The following is a 19,280-nucleotide window of genomic DNA, read 5'->3' as shown; positions in this document are numbered from 1 at the left end:
CCTTCAATTCTGACCACCACGGGCCTTTTTTAGGTTTTCAATGAAGTTAATGATCTGTTGTTGTTCTTCAGCAGGGGTATCATCATCGATATGAGCGGCAATGACGCCAGTTGCGGAATTATCATCTATTTTTTTGTTTGATTGTTCTTCTTCATTACCTGTTAAAAGAAAGTCAACGGAAACGTTGAGGACATCGGCAACCTTTTGTAAGCTTTTAGAAGTCGGAGCTTGGGTTTTCCAACGGTAGATACTATTAATTCCAATACCGGCGTTTTGAGCTGTTGTTTTGAGATTCCAGCCATATTTATCTTTTGCAGTACTTTTTATTCGTTCGACTAACGGTGTCATAATAGGATTCCTCACAGTCATGACAAATAAATAATACTGTTTTCGATACTTTGGGGTTTACAAAAGTACTGAATTCAGTTATTATAAGTTCATCAAGTAATTAAGCAATAAGAAATCAGCACTATCAGCGAGGTGCTTTGGCGAGTAACGCTGATGGTAAGGCTTATTGCTCATATATTTATGGCTTAATTGTACTGAATTCGATACTAAAAGTCAACAACTTGATGAACAAATAACCGAAAGGAGTGAACGCAAAAAAGTCGTACTGACCAGGTATCAATACGGCTGCGAAATTAAATTTATTCCTAGGCATCACCTGAAATATCGGCTGGCACTTAAATGGTATCGTCGTCCAAACCTGTAAACCACCCCAGTTGTTTAACTTTAAAGTGTGGTCCTGCTTAAATCGGAGTCCAATTTACGTCGATTATGGATTCCTTATTGAATAGATAGCATACGACGAAGGCATGTCTGTTCCGGCAAGAGGTGCACAATTACGCTCGCACAAGCGCTTAGAGTCCTCACCAGCTCAACGGTTAAGCAAGTATCTGTAGGAAATACAGGCTAAACAAAAATTGTGACAAGATGAATCACTCCTTTAATTAAGCCTATGAAGTAAAGATACCAGATAATACAGATGCCGGCAATAACTTGATGAACAAATAACCGAAAGGAGGGATTTTCAAATGAAGGACTTACAGTTCGATACATTTCCAGAATTAACAGAAACCCAGCGAAGATTAATTGTTTCTGCTAGAAAAGAAAAAAAGCCAATCCTTGTTGTTGGGCATCAAGGACCGACCGGGAAAACAAGATTGACGAAATGGTTACGAGAAAATGGTGTTCAAGCATATGAGCCATTTGAAATGGAATGTTTAGAAATTGGTAAATCTATTCTAGAGATTTCCTAATATTGTTGATGGAGGATTCACTGACATTGTAAATTTCGTTTGGACCATCGTTTACAACTTGAGATTTAAAGCCGTAGCGATTCATTACACCTTTAAAGGCACCGTTAGTCAGGTAAAAACCTTCAGGTGAACGTTCAAAAAGGTGTTTCAGAGAATATGAATCACTTCTGGGATTTAGAGACTTAATCTCAGAAAGATTACCTACCCATCTCATCAGTGCTGCCTGCTGTGACGCAGATAATTCATTTAACTCACCTCAACAAAAGTATATCAGAAAGGAGATGCTATTTGTGACAGAACAAAATTTAGCAGAGGGTATGGAAGCAATCTATGCCCAGATTAAAATTGCGTTGTTTAAAAAGCATATGAGCCAGATTGAGCTAGCCGATTTAATTGGCGAAGGCCCCCAGCAATTGAGCCGAGCAATTCATGGCGATATGCAACCTAAGTCGAAAGAGATTCGGCAAAAAGTTTATCGTTTCTTGGATATCAAACAATAGGAGGAACTGACAATGTCAAAACCACGATTAGTAATCTACAAGGAAAAAGAGGCCAAGACAACCCGGCCAGTCTACATTGATACCGACCTTCATGCGCAATTGCTTTCACTAAAAGCTGAGACCGGATTAACTGTGAACAAAATTGTTCAACGATTCATCACGTACGGGTTGAAGAACGTCGAAATCGAAGAGAGTGAAGAAGAATGATAACTGCAAAATTACTACTCTTTCTATTCATTGGTTGGCTATTCGGTCGTTATGGCGATGAACTTTTCGACTAGGAGGGTGCTAGTAATGAATGATCTAGTTCAAGGATTAGCTACTTTATTTAAGCAAGCTTACCTGAAAGGTGTTGAAGACGGTCGGAAGGAAGTAACTGTCAGCACGAAGCTGCTTGATCGCAAGGACCTAGACAAAGAGTTCGGCATCAAGGTAGACACAGCTGACAAATACTATCTGTACCAACCGGATTTTCCGTTCGTCAAGCAAGGCAATCAACGCAAGTATTATGCACCAGCAGTTCATCAATGGCTTCTTAGTCATCAAGAAACGAGCAACTAATACCTAGGCGGGTAGTGATGATGAAGAGGATATGGAGGTAACGCAATGAAAATGAACAGTGACATCGAAAAGATGCTGAAGGATGTTGTCAAACGAGTATCAGCAGTACGGCCGTCGCTACAATGTGTTCACTTTGAAAATGGAGATGCAGTTGTAACAGACAGTCACCGACTAATCCGGGTTAAGGGTGCGGCGCCAAAGAACTTGATACTTGATTTGAACTTGGCAGATTTTAGTTTTCCAGAAATCAGTTATCCCAACGTAGATCGTTTGATTCCAAAAAAATTTTCAACAGAGTTCACTTTATCAAGAGCGGATGCTTTAACGTTGCTACCAAGTTTAAAAGCGATGACTAAGGTCAATTCCGACTTTAAAAAGGTCGTGAAATTGGAGGTGTCTGAGATGAATTTTAAAATTTCTTGTAGCGAAACATCCACTGGAATTAGTCAAATGATTGACCTTGAACCGAAAGAATTTTCTGGTGCTGAAATTAGTTTGAGCTGTAATTCACAGTATTTAGTTGATGCGCTTGAAGCACTCACATCTATGAAAGATATCAAGTTCGTGAATATGGAAGTGAAAATTAACTCTGGACTGACGCCTTTCCTTATCAGTGCGGGCAACATCGACTATTTGTTAACGCCAGTCAAAGTATTTTAGGGGGATGATGCAGTGATAGCAGTAGCAATTTTTATTGGTGTATTCGGGCTTGGCGGCCTGTTGAGAATTGGTTATGAAAGGTGGCGAAAATAATTATCAAAATAGCGTTCAACTATGGATGTGAACAAATTGAAGTTGCGAGTATTGAAGCTATGGAAGAAATTATCGCTAGGCGAAATAACTTCATCCGGGCGTTTCACTTTAAGCATTCGGAAGTAATTCGTAAGGATACTGGTACTGCACGTAGTCATGTCAATACTGGTACCTGGAATGTTAGATGCTTCAAATCAGGAATTGTAATTATTCCACGTCCAAATAAACGTAAGTTACCTGGGGTGCTTGTTCGTTGGGACAAAATTGATTGTGTTGAGGCCGAGTATGACAATTCGACAGACGAAGGCGGATGGTGGTAAATATGAGTGGCCTCAGACAGACAACAGTTAATAATCTTTGGCGAGTTATGTTCCAGTCGACCAATCCACAGAAAAGGCCCGTTAGCGTTGCACCGCTAGCGAGCCTGAGAAAAACTTTTATCTACGGTAAGAATACCGGAAAGCGAGGTATCTTTCAATGAAAAAGAGCACTTATTGGCACGTAAAGTTTTTACGAACACCGGTGGGCTATGAGAACTTAGCTTATTATCGGTTCCAGCAATACGAAAAGTATCTAAAGGAGGAACATGTATGGCTAACGAACTAGCAATTGTTGAACCGGTCATTGACGTAAAGCCGATGCCAATCACAATCAACAACCTCGATCAGGTTCAACAAGCAGTAACGGAAATTGTCTCTAAGTACAACCAAGACTTTGTGGTTACTGTGGATAATATCAAGGATGTCAAGAACATGCGGGCCGGTCTTAATAAGGTGTCTAAGGCGATTGATGAGAAACGGCTTACCATTAAGCGGCAGTATGCAGAACCAGTCAAGACCTTTGATTCTCAAATGAACCTGTTTAAAGAACAAATCGATTCAGTCATTTCGCCACTAGACACCAAGATTCGTGAGGTGACTGCGCAAGAACGAGCGGCTAAACAAGAACGGGTTGAAGGCCTGATTGCTGAGATGGCACCTAACTATGGTGTGGAAGTCAGTGAAGTTGACATCGAGCCGTCGTGGCTGAATAAGTCGGCTACTAAGAAGCAGATTGTGGAAGGCATTGCCGGTGTCATGACTCAGATGAAGAAAGAGGCCGACCAACTGGCTACCAATTGCGAAACTATCACCAAGTATGCTGAGATTCAGAAAGTGGACCCGGCAGGCTGGGTGGATCAGGTCAAGCAAGGCCAAGACGTGGACTATCTCATGAAGGCCATTGATAACCAGGTGGAACGGCAAGCCGAGAAGCAACACAAGCTGGAAGCCAAGGCCGCTGAGGAGCGCACCCACCAGCAAACGAAAGGTGACACGGTAGTTGATACCAATACTGGCGAAGTGGTCTCACGAGCCGTTGTGTTGAAGATTACAGCAACCCTTCCACAGATGAAATTGCTTAAAAGTTATATGGACTCCGAAGGCATTAAGTACGAACGGGAGGGATAGCCGTGGAAATCCAACACGCAACTGACATCAAGCGCGGTGAAGACTTCTCAGTATTGATTTACGCCCAACCAGGCGTTGGCAAAACTTCCACACTACGTTATCTTCCTGGCCGAACTCTAGTCATCGACGTTGACCGGACGACTAACGTACTGGCGGGACTGCCTAACATTGATGTGGTTAAGCTAGACACGAAACATCCACTAGAAGGGGCCCGTACACTACTGGGAGAAATTCACAGTACGCAATTGGGTAACTACGATAACATCGCTTTCGACAATCTTAGCGAGTTTGAGCAAGCATGGCTAGGCGAAAAAGCTAATGAAGCTAAAACCAAGTCTGGCGCTGACATGGGTATCCCCCAGATGAATGATTACAACCAGTTTGGTTTCTACCTACCTGACATGATCCGTTTCATTAATTCATGGCCAGGAGTCAATAAAGTCTACACGGCGTGGGAAGCTACCCGACAAATTGATACGCCGACCGGGCAGACTTATAACCAGTTCGTACCGCAAATGCGAGAGAAGCTGGTCACGAACGTCATGGGTCTCATGAACGTGGTTGGCCGCATGGTTATCTCTGACAAGACCGGGGCCCGGGGATTTATTCTCAAACCGTCCAATGCTGCATTTGCTAAGAACCAGTTAGACGACCGGCAATTTGCACTACCGGAGACGCTTTTCACGGAGATTGGTGGTGATATGAATGTATCAACTCCATCCGTACCAGACAAAGCTGGTCAACCAAGCAAGACAGGCACTAGCAAACGGCAATAAATCGGTGCTGTTGCAAAGCCCGGCCGGGTCCGGTAAATCGGTCATCATTGCAGAAATAGTACGGCTAACGGTAAGCAAGGGTGGCTCAGTGATGTTTATGGTTCACCGTAAGGAACTAGCTGAGCAGATAACTAATTCATTCCGAGAGAATGAGGTTGATCTCACTCGTTGTACGATTCTGACAGTAGGTAAGATTGCTAACAGATTAAAGATTCTGCCGCACCCCGCACTGATAATCACGGATGAGTCACATCATTCTCTGGCTAAGACCTACCGTAAGATTTACGACTACTACGCTGGGGTGCCACGATTAGGCTTTACTGCAACACCGTGGCGTCTAAATGGAAAGGGTTTGCACGATGTCTATGATGATATGGTTCTGGGCCCGTCAATTGATTGGTTGATTGAGAACCACTATCTGGCTCCATACAAGTACTTTTCGGTGAAATTGGTCAACGATGAAAAGTTGAAGAAATCGAGCACTGGGGACTACACCAATAAGTCGATTGATGATGCAGTGGGCCGGACTATCTTTGGGGATGTCGTTAAGACATATCAGGAGAAGACACCGGGCCAGCAGGCCATTGTGTACGCTCACTCGGTAGAGTTTTCCAAGGAAGTTGCCGAAGCCTTTAGACGAGCTGGTATCAACGCTGAGCACGCTGATGCTAAGACGCCCACAGCAGAGCGAGAGCGAATCATGGCCAACTTTAAGGCTGGTGAGCTCAAGGTTCTCTGCAATGTGGACTTGATCAGTGAGGGCTTCAACGTTCCTGACTGCTCGGTAGTCATCATGTTGCGGCCAACTGAATCGTTGGTACTCTACATTCAGCAGTCGATGCGTTCAATGCGTTATCGACCGAACAAGACAGCGACCATTATTGATCACGTCGCCAATTACTCACGGTTCGGGTTGCCAGATGATGAGCACACTTGGACACTTGACGACCGTAAGAAGCGTAAGAAGAAAGAGAGCGATGCCGTACCAATCAGAACTTGTGAGTTCTGTTATGCGGTGATCCCGGCTTCATCCACAGTCTGTCCGGTGTGTGGGAAAGCTATTCAGCGGACAGAGTCTGAGATGGAGGTAGACCACGAAGTGAGGCTCGAACAGATTCATGGTCGGCTGGATATGAAGAGTGAGTACAACTCGGTTCGTTTTGGTCGAATGAAGCCCAGTGAGGCGCAGACCATGGAAGATTTATATGGAATTGCGAAAGCCCGGGGTTATAAATCAGGGTGGGCGTGGTTCCAAGGAAAAAAGAAGGGATTGATAAAGAATTGAGCAAAAAAGGTTATTATATTGACTCGATTATTGTTGATGAGGACGGGAAAAAGAAGACAGTCTATAAACCCAACTACACAATATGCTCCAGTGAATGGGAATTTAAAGCTTATGGGCAGATGCCAGGTTGTGTGCAATTTGATAGTTACATTAAAGAGCGAGAAGCAGAAGGTATCCGAGTTGAGATTGTCAGTACTACAAATGAAAACATCATGCGAACAGATTTATCCCCATTAGATCATAAGTCATCAGAATTGTATGAAGTATTTGCGGCTGTATGGAAAGAATACGAGGAGGAATAAATAATGGCAGACTTTATGAACACGGATTACTCAAATAACACGGGTGGCGACTATGATGCGCTTCCTGCAGGCAATTACGAAATGATTATCAATAATGCAAAGGAAGACGCTACCAAGAACGGGGCAGAGACCTTACAGATTGATTTGTTGGTACGAAATGACTTAGACAAGGTGGCAGACCTAGCGGAAACCAACGGCAAGTTTCATAACCGCCACATCTTTGTGGATAACTGGAAGCGTAAGGCAACCAACCAGTACGACTTAGATGGATTCCAGTACATTTTGCAAGCGGCGGGAGTACCAGAAAATACGCCACTACACACGGTCGATGACTTTATCAAACTTATCAACGGTGCAGCAGTGCGGGTGTTCGTCAAACAAGAAGATAATACGTACAACGGCACCACGACTACGGTTAACCGGGTAGCCCCATGGAACTTTGAGGTTACGCAGTTCCCTCAAGTGCAGCATACGTACAAGGATAGGAAGAATGCACCTACGGCAGGGAACTCCGCACCTTCACCGGCTGCGAATACTAGTAACCCGTTTGCTAATACGGGTGATTCAGTTGATATCTCAGAAGACGACTTGCCCTTCTAAGGAGGAGTGCTGATGTATGAACGAATTCCCGAAGAACTCAAGTCCCTAAAGCGGTGGGGGCTTTACAAGCTAAAATGGCAACCTGACCGGAATAAGTATGCAAAGTACCCCAAGAATCCATACAACGGTGGGGATGGGAAGTCTAATGACCCGGCTACTTGGTCGGACTTTGATACGGCTCTGCAAGCTATGGACGATTACGGCATGGATGGCCTAGGTTTCTATTTTCAGCCTCCTTATGTGGGAATCGACGTGGATCATTTAGAGCAAGACCTAGAGCGGTGGCAACGTGGTGAGACGGATGAAAATGAGGTGCAGCACTTTCTCACAATCACCAAGTCTTACGCTGAAACTAGCGTATCTGGAACCGGTATCCACATTATCATTAAAGGCGAGATTCCGGGTGACCGACGACGGTCAGGCAATGTGGAAATGTATACGTCGGGCCGATTCTTCGCCATGACGGGCAATCAAATCGGGCCGTATGACAGTATCAATCAGCCTGAACCGAAGCTGATGAAGCTACTATATGATCGGTATCTCATGCCTAGCAACGTGGTGACGCTGCCGAACAATCAGCTTCCACAGATGAATGATTTGTCTGAGACGGAAGTCATCGCTCGGGCAGAGTCATCGCGTACTGGTCAACGATTCAAGCTCTTTATGGAAGGCGGCTGGGAGCAATTCTACACGTCACAGTCCGAAGCAGACCTTGCATTTGCTAACGACTTAGCCTTTTGGACCGGCCGGGACTTCACGAAGATGGATAACATTTTCCGACAATCTAGCCTCCAAAGAGACAAGTGGGATGAGAAGCATGGTAAGACGACCTATGGAGTTGCCACGCTAAACAAAGCGATTAACGAAACGCGAGACGTTTTCAATCGTGGTAAGGCACCACTGAAGTATGATTTCGAGTTTGCCAACCAAGCAGAAAAGAAGAAAGATTCACCGCCCCGTAGCTGGGACGACACTGGGAATGCGGATCGTTTCATGGACCGGTACGGTAAGCTCATTAAGTACTCTTTCACAGACAAAACGTGGTTGGTCTATAACGGTAGCTACTGGGCGACTGATGAGACTGGGCAAGTCCACAGTCTGGTGGACAGGGTAGTTGATGACCTTAAGCACGAAAAACTGGTGGTGCCGCCCGACAGTGGATTAACTGAGGAAAAAGCTGAAACTAAATTTCATGACCATATCAAGAAATCCCGTTCCAATGCGGGTAAGAAAGCCATGATGGAAGAGCTGAAACACCGGGTTCCGGTTCTTCATGGTGAGTTTGATAGTGATAAGACGCTTCTCAATGTTGCCAATGGTTATGTGGACCTCTCAAGTGGGATTTTGAAGGACCACGACATAAAAAAACTATTCTCACGGCAAGCGGCAGTGGAGTATACCGATACGATTGACGCGCCGGAGTGGACACAGTTTCTTGACCAGATTTTCGATAATGATTCGGAACTGATGGAGTATGTGCAAAAGGCAGTGGGTTACTCGCTCACTGGTTCCACAAAGGAACAAGTCATGTTCATTCTCTACGGGAACGGCCGGAATGGTAAGTCAATCTTCATTGATACCATTGCAGACACTCTGGGCAACTACGCCCGATCGATGCAGGCGGATTCGATCATGGTAAAAAATTCTAGTTCCGCTGCTAACTCAGACATTGCCCGACTTGAAGGTGCCCGGCTGGTTACTTCCAGCGAGCCTAACGATGGGTTGCGATTAGATGAAGGGTTAGTGAAGCAGCTGACTGGTGGTGACACTGTGACTGCCCGATACCTTTACGGGAAGGAATTCGAGTTCAAACCAGAGTTCAAATTGTGGCTGGCGACCAACCACAAGCCAATTATTCGGGGAACTGATGATGGTATTTGGCGTCGGCTTATGCTGGTACCATTTGCGGTTAAGATTCCTGATAACCGAGTTGACAAGGACTTGAAGTATAAACTTCAACGTGAAGAGGTTGGAATTCTTAACTGGGCCGTGGAAGGTGCCTTGAAGTGGCAGCGAGAGGGATTGAAACCGCCGGAGAGTGTGGTTCAGGCCAGCCAAAGTTATCGGAATGAAATGGACGTAACAACTGAATTTGTAGAAGAGTGTTGTATGGTCGACGAAGGCGAGATGGCACGAGCATCAGAATTATACCGACGTTATAAATCTTGGGCTGATGATAATTCTCAGTATTTGATGAATTCAACCAAGTTTGGTAAGGAAATGGCCGACAAGTATACAAAAAAACGCGATTCGCAAGGTGTTTACTACGTCGGTATTAGTTTAAAAGTATTCGTAAAGCCATTTGAAATGGTAACCAGTCATCCCAAAAAGAAGTGAATGTAGGGTATGTAGGGTTGTGTAGGCATGTGTAGGCATGCCAATCCCTTGTCCCCGTTGGCCTGTGTATAGTTATGTATACTTTCTTCTATATATCATTAATTAATATAAATAAACGTATATAAAAGAAAAGGGTAAAAGTGCCTACATTAACTACATTGCCTACATAAACCTTATGGGGCAAGGGATACAGCTTGTGTAGGCATAAATTTAACCCTGCATTGGCCTACATGAATTGGAGGTAATCCTATCGAAAGTGAGCATAAAATTCAATCCGACATCATGTTGGCGCTATCGAAGAATGGTTTTACCGTTTTTCGGAGTAACGCTGGCCGGGTTAGGACTGAGTCAGGAGCGATGATCATGTTATTCCCAAGAGGGTTTCCAGACCTCTGTGGGTTCCGCCACTCAGATGGTCGGTTCTTCTGCCTGGAAATTAAAAATGAGAAGGGACGGTTACGTCCTGACCAAAAGCTGTTTGCAAAGTTTATTCAATCTTTTCCAGTTTTGTACGGAGTAGCCAGAAGTGTGGATGATGCCCTGACAATTGTTGGAGGTGAGTGATATGTCGTTGAACAAACCATTACACGAAAAATTGACAGCTATCGAAAAACAATATGGTTATCGACCAGATGACTGGCCCGAACAAGAGTTAGTGGAGATACAGACATTAGCGGGTCGATTCAGTGAGTCAAGAGTATACACAAGTACTTGGGATAAGCAGTACTTGAAATCACTAATGGATCGGGGATTCTTTTTATCAACGATTGCCCACAAGATGAAGCGCAGTCGGGCATGGGTCACAATGCGCGTCATGGACGAAGTGGAGTGGACGATGACAGCAGCTGATCGAGCGGAACTGAAACAATATTCTAGTGATGGATGGTCGGCTAAGAAAATTAGCCGGAAAATGCAGCGTGATGTGCTATGGGTAAAGACAATGGAGGATGAACTATGAAAGTTAGAGACGAAAGTGCTTCACGGAAAGTGACTGCTTACAAGTGCGGGCAAGTGTTTGACACGGATGGGAATGTCTTTTGGGTCATAACCAACGGAACCGGATATTTGTTAATCGATGTGAAAGAAAACAAGGTGGTCGGTAAAGCTAACAACTTAGAAGACTTGTTCGACCAATGTCACGATAGTGCCGACTCGTTAATGAGTGCGGAGCTCTTAATCACGAATAATTTTAAGTCAACTGACTTTTAGGAGGAGAACATGAAAACTAGTGAGTTTAAGAAACGAGTGGAAGAAATGGGCTATAGCGGTTGGACTACAAGCACTAATGATTTGGTATTTGAGAGTGGCACTTTACCGGGTTCAGCAAGAGTTAGTCTCAATCGGGCCGGAACATACCATGCCATTGATTTGCCAAAGCGAGTAGTCAGTGTAGCGCAAGAGTTTGCTTGGACACCACTTGCAGAACGCGAAAAGCGGTGGAATGTGGTGATCGGAAATTTTGAAGATGAAAACGGGGATCTTAAATTATCAGTTTGGTGGAAGGGAGATCACGGTGAGTTTTGGATTTTTGACACAGTCGCTCTTGAAGACTTGTCAGAACCTGAAAATATTTTTACTGATACAGAGTTCGATAGTTTGGTTGCTTATATTAAGACACAGCCCAACGGCGACACCTACGCAAAAATTGCTGAGTTGGGTAAGCGGGAGGTGCGGTAATTTGTATGAATTAGAAATGAGTCAGCGATGGATTGAAGTTCCATTACCTGAAAATGGTAAAGCATTGATTCAATTTAGCCGTGTTGATTGTATTAAAGAAAATCGATTTGGCACGGTGTGGATTGAGTATAGTGGCAGAGTTTTAGAAGTTGCATGCTCTTACGACGACCTACGAACGAGGATGTTTAAGGAGGTGCAGTAATGCAGTACGAGCAAGTAGCACTAACTGAACCTAAAGTGATTGAGAGCACGCTAGGCATCGCGGACAACCACGATGGCACTTACACAGTGACAGCGGCCAAGCAATTTACACGGAAAAATGATCAGGTTCTTTCGATGAAGTTCACGAAGAATGGACTAGTAGTACTGACCGGTTACCTGAGAATGATTACGGAGACAGAATAATTAGCAGAAATTCTTATTTTATGTAGGAGGAAAAATCATGAAAAAGTATTTGGTGATTAACGAGTTTACACGGCCTGACGTAGCAGACAAGGCCTTTACGAAAACAATGGTAGTCGATGCTGATGACGCCAATGGGGCTTTGCTACAGGTGGCCCATGATGCCCTGTTCAATAAGAACGGTGACAAGTGGGACATGGCAGCTAACGATGGCAGACTGGATCAGTCTACCGTTGGAATTTACGAACTAGTATCGGGCGAGAATGAACTGCCTGCAATGGTTGAATAAAATTTCTGATTTACCTAGGAGGGAAGCTAATGACAACCGAAGAATTCACTAAAGCCATGAGAGCGTTTGGCTATGAGGTGGTACCGTCGGGCAATGACCTATTGTTTGAGAAACGTGATTGTTGTCCGGCACCGTATGGCTTCGTTGACACACGTTCAGTCAATGGGTTCGAGGTGCGAGAAGTTCCTAGTCAGGTTTTGCAAGTAATCTTAAAGTATGCCGGTACTGCTATTGCAAAACGAAGTCATATTTAAAGGAGGTACTAACAATGGGTGATTTAATTAAAGAAATTCAACTGTGGTCAATTGACCGCGGTCTGAACAAACAAGCCCCAGCCAAGCAACTACTCAAGCTAGTTGAAGAGGTTGGCGAGCTATCCGCTGCTTATAACAAGCAACACACCCTGGATGAAATCGATAGTGTGGGTGACATTTTGGTGGTATTGATCATCTACTGCCAGCAACGCGGGTTATCTATCGAAGATTGCTTGGAAGCTGCTTATGAAGAGATTGGTGGGCGTAAGGGCAAGATGATTGATGGGGTATTTATAAAGGAGGCGGATTTGAATGACAACTGACCAGAGAACTTTTCGCCGCTACCTTCTAACCGTCTTCGATGATCAGTGTAGCGATATTATTCGAACCATGATGTGGATGAGCAACCACTTTCAACGGTGGCCCAATACGGTGCGGGTAGCTTACCATCGATTGTCCACTGCTGAACGTAATGCAGTGATTAGGGAGGTACTTGTGAATGGCGATTGAACTATCGGATGAAACGATTGGTAAGATTGTAGACGGACTGATTACCGGGGGACACAACTTCTCTAAAATTGAGTCCGAGGAAGAGTTGCGGAATACGAAGTCGCTGCTGTCTCATTACCAGCTCTTAGAGAACCACTTGACGGTCGAATTGCCAGAGGTAGATGAAGATGTGCCGTTGTCACAGTATGAGCGGAGTTTGTACTCACTTCTTGGGTATCGGGTTCGGTCCAAGGAAATGATGGAATTCGTCAATAATATTCTTACGCGGTACCGGGAGATTTGTACAGCTGGGACTTTTGAAGACCAGCGTCGGTATGGCGTGATTAAGAAGCTCTATCTGATTGACGGTAAGCAGACGCGATTGCAATTGGCCGATTTCTATCAAGTCGATGAAAAGACCATTCGTCGGGACGAACGCAAGGCGATTGACGACCTGTCAATTATGATCTTTGGGATTGATGCGTTTAACGATATGTCCAAAACGCGCCGAACAGGTGTCCAGAAATAGCCGAATTAAAGAGTTACTATAGTAGTGTGAGATAGATTCAAGTATCGCGGTGGCGGAATAGGTAGACGTGCCCGGTTCGAGAGCGAACACGATTCAGCGGGTGTTCCAGTGTGGATATGTGAGGTGCAAATTCTCACCCGCGATGTTGATCGAGTATAGCTTAATGGTAGAGCGTGGGTGGCCGGTGATAAAAAGAACCCAAAAGGTGACGGTTCGATTCCGTCTATCCGATTTGTAACACTATACATCTCCTTCAGACTGACCCTAGCAGTAATGCTGGGGTTTTGTTATGCTTAATTATAGATGACTATAACTAAGTAGGGAGAATAATGTGAATTATGGCGGAATATAGAGCAGGTTGTATATTGAAGTATTTCGATGAAGAATATGCGGATGATTTCGTTGATAAAGGTGTAATCCATTTTTCGCAATTAGGGTATTTTATTGACCTGGAAGACGGAAATGATGCCATTGCGGATTCTTACGAAGGAAGTCGGGTACTCAATCTTGATATGACGGAACCAGGATATTCATTACTCATAGATGGTAAAAAGATATCCTTTAACAATTCCGAGGAAAACAGGCCTCAAGTTCAGGTAAAGGTTACGCCAGAATGGGTGAAGGAAAAAGGAATCGTTTCAATGGCTAATCTTGATTTTGTACATGATTTCAAACTTGATGCCTACAATGAAGCGACAGATCGAGGAGAATTTGTTATTAAGCCTGATGTTATTAAGGATCTAGAAAAGCTGAGTAACAATAAGAGTAGAGTACCGATAATTATTGACGCAAAGTGGTTGATGAAACGTTTGGATGAAGTAATGACGCATAATTATCATGCACAGCTACGAAGCGTTAGGTACTATGATGAAAAAGCTCCTCAGAATATTACCTTTCAGGAATTACAGGACACTCCTGAAAATGTTATTTTTTTAAAAAGGAATAAATACAGGTATCAGAGAGAAGTTAGAATTGCACTGTTGGATGCAGTTCCCGAAAAGGGGACGAATATTTCATTGGGAAGCATGACCGGGCATGCATTTAAATTAGACCCACAAACAGGTCTTGAAACGTTCAAAATTGCTATGGCAAAAAGTAAATGATAGAGGAGGTCTGCGAAATGCAGAAACTAACAGTAAAACAGCAGAAATTTGCTGACGAATATATTATTAGTGGCAATGCAACGCAGGCCGCTGAATTAGCGGGTTATGCAAAGCGAAGTGCCCATTCAATTGGAGCCGAGAACCTGCAAAAACCTGCAATCGCTACTTATATCGAATCACGACGGAAAGAGATTTCTGATGGGAAGATTGCTGACCAGCAAGAAATTTTGGAATACCTCACCGCTACCATGCGTGGTGAGGAAACCGAGTCAGTGGCAACTGCTAAGGGAATCTATACCGATGTGGAAGTTGGTGCCAAGGATCGGGTTAAAGCGGCCGAACTTCTCGGCAAGCGTTACGCTATGTGGACGGAGAAGCGTGATGTAACCGCAACAGTTGGTCCCGTGCAGATTGCAGATGACATCCCCACCGGAAGTGATGAGGATGGCTAGAATCAGTCTTGCTCACTCAATGGCGCCAAGCTTCTACCAATTGCATCAAGACATCAAGCACCGCCAACATTCAAATTACTGGCTATCAGGAGGACGTGGGTCGACCAAGTCCTCTTTTATTTCGCTTGAAATAGTCTTAGGCATCATGAAGGACCCGGACGCCAACGCGGTAGTCATGCGGCGATACGCTTCTAACTTGCGTGAATCGGTATATGACCAGTACCTATGGGCGATTGATACCTTGGGCGTCTCTCATCTGTGGGCAGACTCGGTGAGCCCAATGCAACTAACTTACATCCCCACTGGTCAGCAGATTCGCTTCAAGGGTGCTGATAAGCCAGAGAAGATTAAATCGCAGAAATTCCGGCATGGCTACACGAAGTTTAAGCACTTTGAAGAAGTCGCTGACTTTAAAGGCTTCAAAGAAATTCGGAATATAAACCAGTCATTGAACCGTGGTGGTTCAGATATCGTTACTTTCTACAGTTACAATCCTCCGGCCTCAGTCAATTCTTGGGTCAACCAAGCTAGGGAGGAGCAAGGCCGACGAAATGACACCTTGGTACACACATCTGATTACTTGTCAGTACCAAGAAGCTGGCTTGGCAAGGAATTCTTGGCCGATGCTGAACAGCTCAAAAAGGACAATCCAAAGGCCTACGCTCATGAATATCTGGGTGAGGTTACCGGGACGGGCGCCGAAGTCTTCAGCAACCTCACTATCCGAGAAATTACTGATGAAGAGATTAGTCACTTCGATAAAATCTATCACGGCATGGACTTCGGGTTTGCACACGATCCACTGGCTTATGGGGATGCATATTGGGACGCGGCCAGACGCCGGGTCTTTTTGTTTAACGAAATCTATAGCGTTGGCATGACAAACCGAGAAGCTGTGGAAGCCATTAAGAAGCTTAATCCAATGAACGGCTTAATCACTGCTGACTCTGCAGAGCCACGTACCATCGCTGAGTTCCGAGACTATGGACTGAACGTTGCTGGTGCTCGCAAAGGGCCTGGTAGCCGGGAGCATGGCTTTAAGTGGCTACAGGACTTACGTGAGATTGTTATTGACCCCGTTCGTTGCCCCAACACTGCCAGAGAGTTTACTAGCTATGAACTAGCCCGTGACCCTAACGGCAACTTCAAGGCTGGCTATCCTGATGGCAACGATCACAGCATTGATAAGACCAGGTACGAACTCGAATCACTGATGAAGAAGGGAGGTTTCAGACCGTGGAAATAAAGACGATGAAGCAACTACTCAAGAATACTGACGGACGGCGGATTAAGTTTGCCAATCAGTTCGATAAGTCGCTACACTATTACTTCAACAAGAACGACATTACCAACCGCAACAACGGTGAATCTAAACTGAATGAAGCTGGTAAGGATGAACCGCTACGCCGAGCAGATAACCGCGTATCAAGTAACTTCCATCAACTCTTAGTTGACCAGGAAGCTGGATACGTTGCTACTGTGCCGCCAACCATTGACGTAGAAAACGACACACTCAATGACAAGATTAAGGACGCACTGGGAGACAACTTCAACCTCCGACTCAACCAGATGGTAGTGGACGCTGCCAACGCAGGGGTTGCTTGGCTACACTACTGGATTGACGAGAGCGGTCAGTTCCGCTATGGTATTGTGCCGCCTGACCAAGTGGTGCCGATCTACTCAAGCGATTTGGACCGCAAGCTGTTGGCCCTACGACGCAGCTACAAGCAGCTTAACCCTGATACCGGCAAGTACTTCAAGGTTCATGAGTATTGGACTGACAAGGACGTGACGGTATTCAAATCGGAGATGGCAGACTACAGCGACCTATCGTTGTATGGTGATCGCTTCACACTCTATGATGTGACGAGTGGGGATGAGACGGGAACTGGAGCGGTCCTGGAACATCAGCTGGGGCGCATTCCATTCATTGCCTTCCCGAAGAATAAGTACCAGCGGCCAGACTTGTTGAAGTACAAAGGCCTAATTGATGTGTATGACAACGTCTATAACGGGTTCGTCAATGATGTTGACGACATTTAGCAGGTTATTCTGGTGCTGACTAACTATGGTGGGGAAGACCTGGCGACCTTTATGAAGGCTCTCAAAGAGGACCACGCCATCAAGATGGACAGTGTTGGCCCCGGTGATAAGTCAGGTGTCGATAAGCTGACCATCGACATTCCTGTGGAAGCCCGCAACTCCCTGCTGCAAGTCACTAAGTCAGATCTATTTGTTGAGGCTCAAGGAATTAACCCAGTGGACTTTAAAGAAATTGGCAACGCCTCAGGTGCTGCCATTCGTGCGCTATACGGTCACTTAGAACTAAAGGCGTCTATCACTGAGTCTTATTTCCGAGATGCTCTCACTGAGTTAGTCCGGGCCATTCTGACGTGGCTCAGGGTATTCGACGCCGATGGTCGAAAGATTACACAGACCTGGACTCGAACAGCTATCCAGAACGATCTCGAGCAAGCACAAATTGTGGCACAACTTGCTCAGTACACTAGTGATGAGGCCGTTGCCAAGGGTAATCCGCTGGTTGATGATCCACAGCAGGAGCTGCAAGACCGACAAGACGATATCGTTAAGCGTGACGGTTATGATAACCCCGATGCTCTCAATGACGTAGGCGGTGAGGACGATGACGAAGCTTAGTTACTGGGAGCGCCGGCACCTTCAGACGAAGGCTAAGCAAATCAAGTCGACAGAAGCTTATGAGAAGGCGTTGCAACCGGAGCTTAATGGCCTGTATCGTGAGTTACATGCTGAGATGGAGAAATGGTACGTTCGGTATGCCAACACGAAGGGTATTGACAAGGATGAGGCCAAGAAAGCCATGGCCGGCATCAACACAAAGCATTGGCAACTCACTCTCAAACAATTTGAGGAGCGGGCCAAGTCTGGTGGTTATCAAGAGCAGTTAGATGCGGAGTATTTTCGTAGCAGGGTGGCTCGCTTGCAGGACTTAGAGCAGCAGTTGCGGCAATTAACACAAGCGTTTGCCAATCATCGTACCGAAACTATGCGCGATGCATTAGCTGATCAGTATGATGACACCTACATGCGAACTACCTACAACATTCAAGCTCAAAAGGGTGCTTTTACCGCCAACTTCGCTCACTTCAATGAAGCACAACTGTGGATAGCTGTTTCTCAACCATGGGGGAAAGATGGCAAAGACTTTTCCAAGCGTATCTGGAAGGATTACCAGCAAGAGCTTCCGAGTTACCTAATGGACACCGTTCTTCGAGGTACAGTACTTGGGTGGAGCCCGCAAAAGGTCACTCAGATGTTTCATGCTCGTTTTCAAGACGTTAAGCGGAATGACATTCACAGGCTAGTCGTTTCTGAAATGGGACACGTTGCCGAAGAGGCGACCGCACAGAGTTATGAAGAAAATGAGATTGAACAATATGAGTACATGGCTACACTTGAAAGCCATACGTGTGACATCTGTGGACGTTTAGACGGTCAGGTGTTCAGAGTAGATAAGCGAATTGTCGGTGTTAATTACCCACTCATCCATGCTCGTTGTCGCTGTACGACGGTTCCTTACATTAAAGATTTACCTGATGTGACCGAGCGTTGGTCTCGAGACCCTGAGACTGGCAAAGGTAAGATGGTCAAGGACGTTAAGTTCAACGCATGGAAGCGGATAGTCGTTCGTGAGCGCGAGATGGCTTCAAGTTCTGGTGAGTATGGGGCTAACCTGGACTATGTTCGCAGTCAGGCATTTGCAGATAAACTAAAGCGTGATTCTAGAACAACAGCTATAAGCGATTCAGTGACCACTGTCGCTAGGCACATGCTTCAACATCGAAATGGGACGCCGTTTGAGGACTACTACTTGCTTGATGGTGAGACCGGAAAGACAATTGCTGTTTCTAATCAGGCTAGAAAGACTAAAGGGGTCGTTTACAACGGCCAAGTTAAAGACGCATTTAGGACTGGACGTAAAGGACAGTACGTTTCAATTCATAATCACCCCTCGGGATTCCCACCATCACTGAGTGATATTGCTACTTTGTCATTACAGTCGAAGCAACACACCGTTAGTATGGGCTTAACTATTGGACATGATGGTAGTATTTATTGGTATACGAAACCAGAAATAAAGATGCCCGTCAATGCTAATAGTAGTTACAACAATTTGATTAAAAAGAATATCAAATTAGGGTATAATGAAACCAAGAGTCAAGAGATAGCCTTAACTGAATTCTCTAATAAATATAATTTCAAATTTGGAAAGGTAGGGGATTGA

General features: G+C 45.0%; 28 protein-coding genes, 1 tRNA gene and 1 pseudogene. 29 read left to right on the top strand and 1 reads right to left on the bottom strand.

From position 1 onward, the window contains the following. Positions 1-3: 3 nt before the first annotated feature. Positions 4-348 (bottom strand): helix-turn-helix domain-containing protein, encoded by a 345-nt coding sequence (locus EKM89_RS04350; RefSeq protein ID WP_125686038.1) that lies wholly within the window; start codon positions 346-348, stop codon positions 4-6. Between the two features lie 686 nt (positions 349-1,034). Between EKM89_RS04350 and EKM89_RS04345 the strand changes: the two genes are divergently transcribed. From EKM89_RS04345 to EKM89_RS04205, 29 genes and pseudogenes are all read left to right on the top strand, one after another. Beyond that, positions 1,035-1,259: a hypothetical protein gene (locus tag EKM89_RS04345; RefSeq protein WP_125686036.1), complete on the top strand. Its 225-nt coding sequence runs from the start codon at positions 1,035-1,037 to the stop codon at positions 1,257-1,259. Positions 1,260-1,549: 290 nt separating this feature from the next. Further along, positions 1,550-1,759 carry a helix-turn-helix domain-containing protein gene (locus EKM89_RS04340; protein WP_225421809.1) on the top strand — a complete coding sequence of 70 codons (210 nt, stop codon included), beginning with the start codon at positions 1,550-1,552 and terminating at the stop codon, positions 1,757-1,759. Positions 1,760-1,771: 12 nt separating this feature from the next. Then, positions 1,772-1,966 (top strand): hypothetical protein, encoded by a 195-nt coding sequence (locus EKM89_RS04335; RefSeq protein WP_125686034.1) that lies wholly within the window; start codon positions 1,772-1,774, stop codon positions 1,964-1,966. An 87-nt stretch (positions 1,967-2,053) separates the two neighbouring features. Continuing rightward, positions 2,054-2,320, top strand: coding sequence for a hypothetical protein (locus tag EKM89_RS04330; protein WP_125686032.1), 267 nt, complete (start codon positions 2,054-2,056; stop codon positions 2,318-2,320). Between the two features lie 45 nt (positions 2,321-2,365). Next, on the top strand, positions 2,366-2,980 hold the full coding sequence (locus EKM89_RS04325) for a hypothetical protein (protein WP_125686029.1): 615 nt from the start codon (positions 2,366-2,368) through the stop codon (positions 2,978-2,980). A 152-nt stretch (positions 2,981-3,132) separates the two neighbouring features. Next, entirely contained in the window at positions 3,133-3,393 is a 261-nt protein-coding gene (locus tag EKM89_RS04320) for a hypothetical protein (protein ID WP_164510501.1), read from the top strand. Positions 3,394-3,663: 270 nt separating this feature from the next. Further along, positions 3,664-4,521, top strand: coding sequence for a DUF1351 domain-containing protein (locus EKM89_RS04315; RefSeq protein ID WP_125686025.1), 858 nt, complete (start codon positions 3,664-3,666; stop codon positions 4,519-4,521). Positions 4,522-4,523: 2 nt separating this feature from the next. After that, on the top strand, positions 4,524-5,297 hold the full coding sequence (locus EKM89_RS04310; RefSeq protein WP_125686023.1) for an AAA family ATPase: 774 nt from the start codon (positions 4,524-4,526) through the stop codon (positions 5,295-5,297). After that, positions 5,227-6,582 (top strand): DEAD/DEAH box helicase, encoded by a 1,356-nt coding sequence (locus EKM89_RS04305; protein ID WP_125686021.1) that lies wholly within the window; start codon positions 5,227-5,229, stop codon positions 6,580-6,582. Before EKM89_RS04310 ends, EKM89_RS04305 begins: the two co-directional genes overlap by 71 nt. After that, entirely contained in the window at positions 6,537-6,884 is a 348-nt protein-coding gene (locus EKM89_RS04300) for a hypothetical protein (protein ID WP_125686019.1), read from the top strand. Before EKM89_RS04305 ends, EKM89_RS04300 begins: the two co-directional genes overlap by 46 nt. Positions 6,885-6,887: 3 nt before the next feature. Beyond that, entirely contained in the window at positions 6,888-7,484 is a 597-nt protein-coding gene (locus EKM89_RS04295; protein ID WP_125686017.1) for a DUF669 domain-containing protein, read from the top strand. A gap of 12 nt (positions 7,485-7,496) precedes the next feature. Next, on the top strand, positions 7,497-9,821 hold the full coding sequence (locus EKM89_RS04290) for a phage/plasmid primase, P4 family (RefSeq protein ID WP_191988748.1): 2,325 nt from the start codon (positions 7,497-7,499) through the stop codon (positions 9,819-9,821). A gap of 282 nt (positions 9,822-10,103) precedes the next feature. Continuing rightward, positions 10,104-10,385, top strand: coding sequence for a VRR-NUC domain-containing protein (locus tag EKM89_RS04285; RefSeq protein WP_318530993.1), 282 nt, complete (start codon positions 10,104-10,106; stop codon positions 10,383-10,385). A 1-nt stretch (position 10,386) separates the two neighbouring features. Then, positions 10,387-10,779 carry a hypothetical protein gene (locus EKM89_RS04280; RefSeq protein WP_125686015.1) on the top strand — a complete coding sequence of 131 codons (393 nt, stop codon included), beginning with the start codon at positions 10,387-10,389 and terminating at the stop codon, positions 10,777-10,779. Further along, positions 10,776-11,030, top strand: coding sequence for a hypothetical protein (locus EKM89_RS04275; RefSeq protein ID WP_125686013.1), 255 nt, complete (start codon positions 10,776-10,778; stop codon positions 11,028-11,030). Before EKM89_RS04280 ends, EKM89_RS04275 begins: the two co-directional genes overlap by 4 nt. A 9-nt stretch (positions 11,031-11,039) precedes the next feature. Continuing rightward, positions 11,040-11,498 (top strand): hypothetical protein, encoded by a 459-nt coding sequence (locus EKM89_RS04270; protein WP_125686011.1) that lies wholly within the window; start codon positions 11,040-11,042, stop codon positions 11,496-11,498. Between the two features lies 1 nt (position 11,499). Continuing rightward, positions 11,500-11,700, top strand: coding sequence for a hypothetical protein (locus EKM89_RS04265; protein ID WP_125686009.1), 201 nt, complete (start codon positions 11,500-11,502; stop codon positions 11,698-11,700). Next, entirely contained in the window at positions 11,700-11,903 is a 204-nt protein-coding gene (locus tag EKM89_RS04260; protein WP_125686007.1) for a hypothetical protein, read from the top strand. The genes EKM89_RS04265 and EKM89_RS04260 overlap by 1 nt, the downstream gene beginning before the upstream one ends. Before the next feature lie 37 nt (positions 11,904-11,940). After that, a complete protein-coding gene (locus tag EKM89_RS04255; protein ID WP_125686005.1) occupies positions 11,941-12,189 on the top strand; it encodes a hypothetical protein in 249 nt (82 codons plus the stop codon). Positions 12,190-12,218: 29 nt separating this feature from the next. Beyond that, a complete protein-coding gene (locus tag EKM89_RS04250) occupies positions 12,219-12,443 on the top strand; it encodes a hypothetical protein (protein WP_125686003.1) in 225 nt (74 codons plus the stop codon). 14 nt (positions 12,444-12,457) lie between these two features. Continuing rightward, positions 12,458-12,766, top strand: a complete 309-nt coding sequence (locus tag EKM89_RS04245) for a MazG-like family protein (protein WP_125686001.1) — start codon at positions 12,458-12,460, stop codon at positions 12,764-12,766. Continuing rightward, on the top strand, positions 12,756-12,953 hold the full coding sequence (locus tag EKM89_RS04240; protein WP_125686000.1) for a hypothetical protein: 198 nt from the start codon (positions 12,756-12,758) through the stop codon (positions 12,951-12,953). The genes EKM89_RS04245 and EKM89_RS04240 overlap by 11 nt, the downstream gene beginning before the upstream one ends. Continuing rightward, the gene (locus tag EKM89_RS04235; RefSeq protein ID WP_125685999.1) at positions 12,943-13,461 is read left to right on the top strand and encodes a hypothetical protein; all 519 of its coding nucleotides are present in this window, start codon (positions 12,943-12,945) and stop codon (positions 13,459-13,461) included. The genes EKM89_RS04240 and EKM89_RS04235 overlap by 11 nt, the downstream gene beginning before the upstream one ends. Positions 13,462-13,610: 149 nt before the next feature. Continuing rightward, positions 13,611-13,693, top strand: a tRNA-OTHER gene (locus EKM89_RS14015). Positions 13,694-13,799: 106 nt separating this feature from the next. Further along, entirely contained in the window at positions 13,800-14,564 is a 765-nt protein-coding gene (locus tag EKM89_RS04230) for a hypothetical protein (protein ID WP_125685998.1), read from the top strand. Positions 14,565-14,581: 17 nt separating this feature from the next. Beyond that, a complete protein-coding gene (locus EKM89_RS04225) occupies positions 14,582-15,016 on the top strand; it encodes a terminase small subunit (RefSeq protein ID WP_125685997.1) in 435 nt (144 codons plus the stop codon). After that, a complete protein-coding gene (locus EKM89_RS04220; protein ID WP_125685996.1) occupies positions 15,009-16,262 on the top strand; it encodes a PBSX family phage terminase large subunit in 1,254 nt (417 codons plus the stop codon). Before EKM89_RS04225 ends, EKM89_RS04220 begins: the two co-directional genes overlap by 8 nt. Positions 16,263-16,267: 5 nt before the next feature. Beyond that, a pseudogene (locus tag EKM89_RS14170) lies at positions 16,268-17,674 on the top strand (phage portal protein). Then, positions 17,661-19,280, top strand: a complete 1,620-nt coding sequence (locus EKM89_RS04205; protein WP_125685989.1) for a minor capsid protein — start codon at positions 17,661-17,663, stop codon at positions 19,278-19,280. The pseudogene EKM89_RS14170 and the gene EKM89_RS04205 overlap by 14 nt, the downstream one beginning before the upstream one ends.

Origin of the sequence: Levilactobacillus fujinensis, from assembly GCF_003946335.1 — a bacterium.
In the GTDB taxonomy this organism is placed as follows: Bacteria; Bacillota; Bacilli; order Lactobacillales; family Lactobacillaceae; genus Levilactobacillus; species Levilactobacillus fujinensis.
This window is presented reverse-complemented; position numbering and strand designations above follow the sequence as displayed.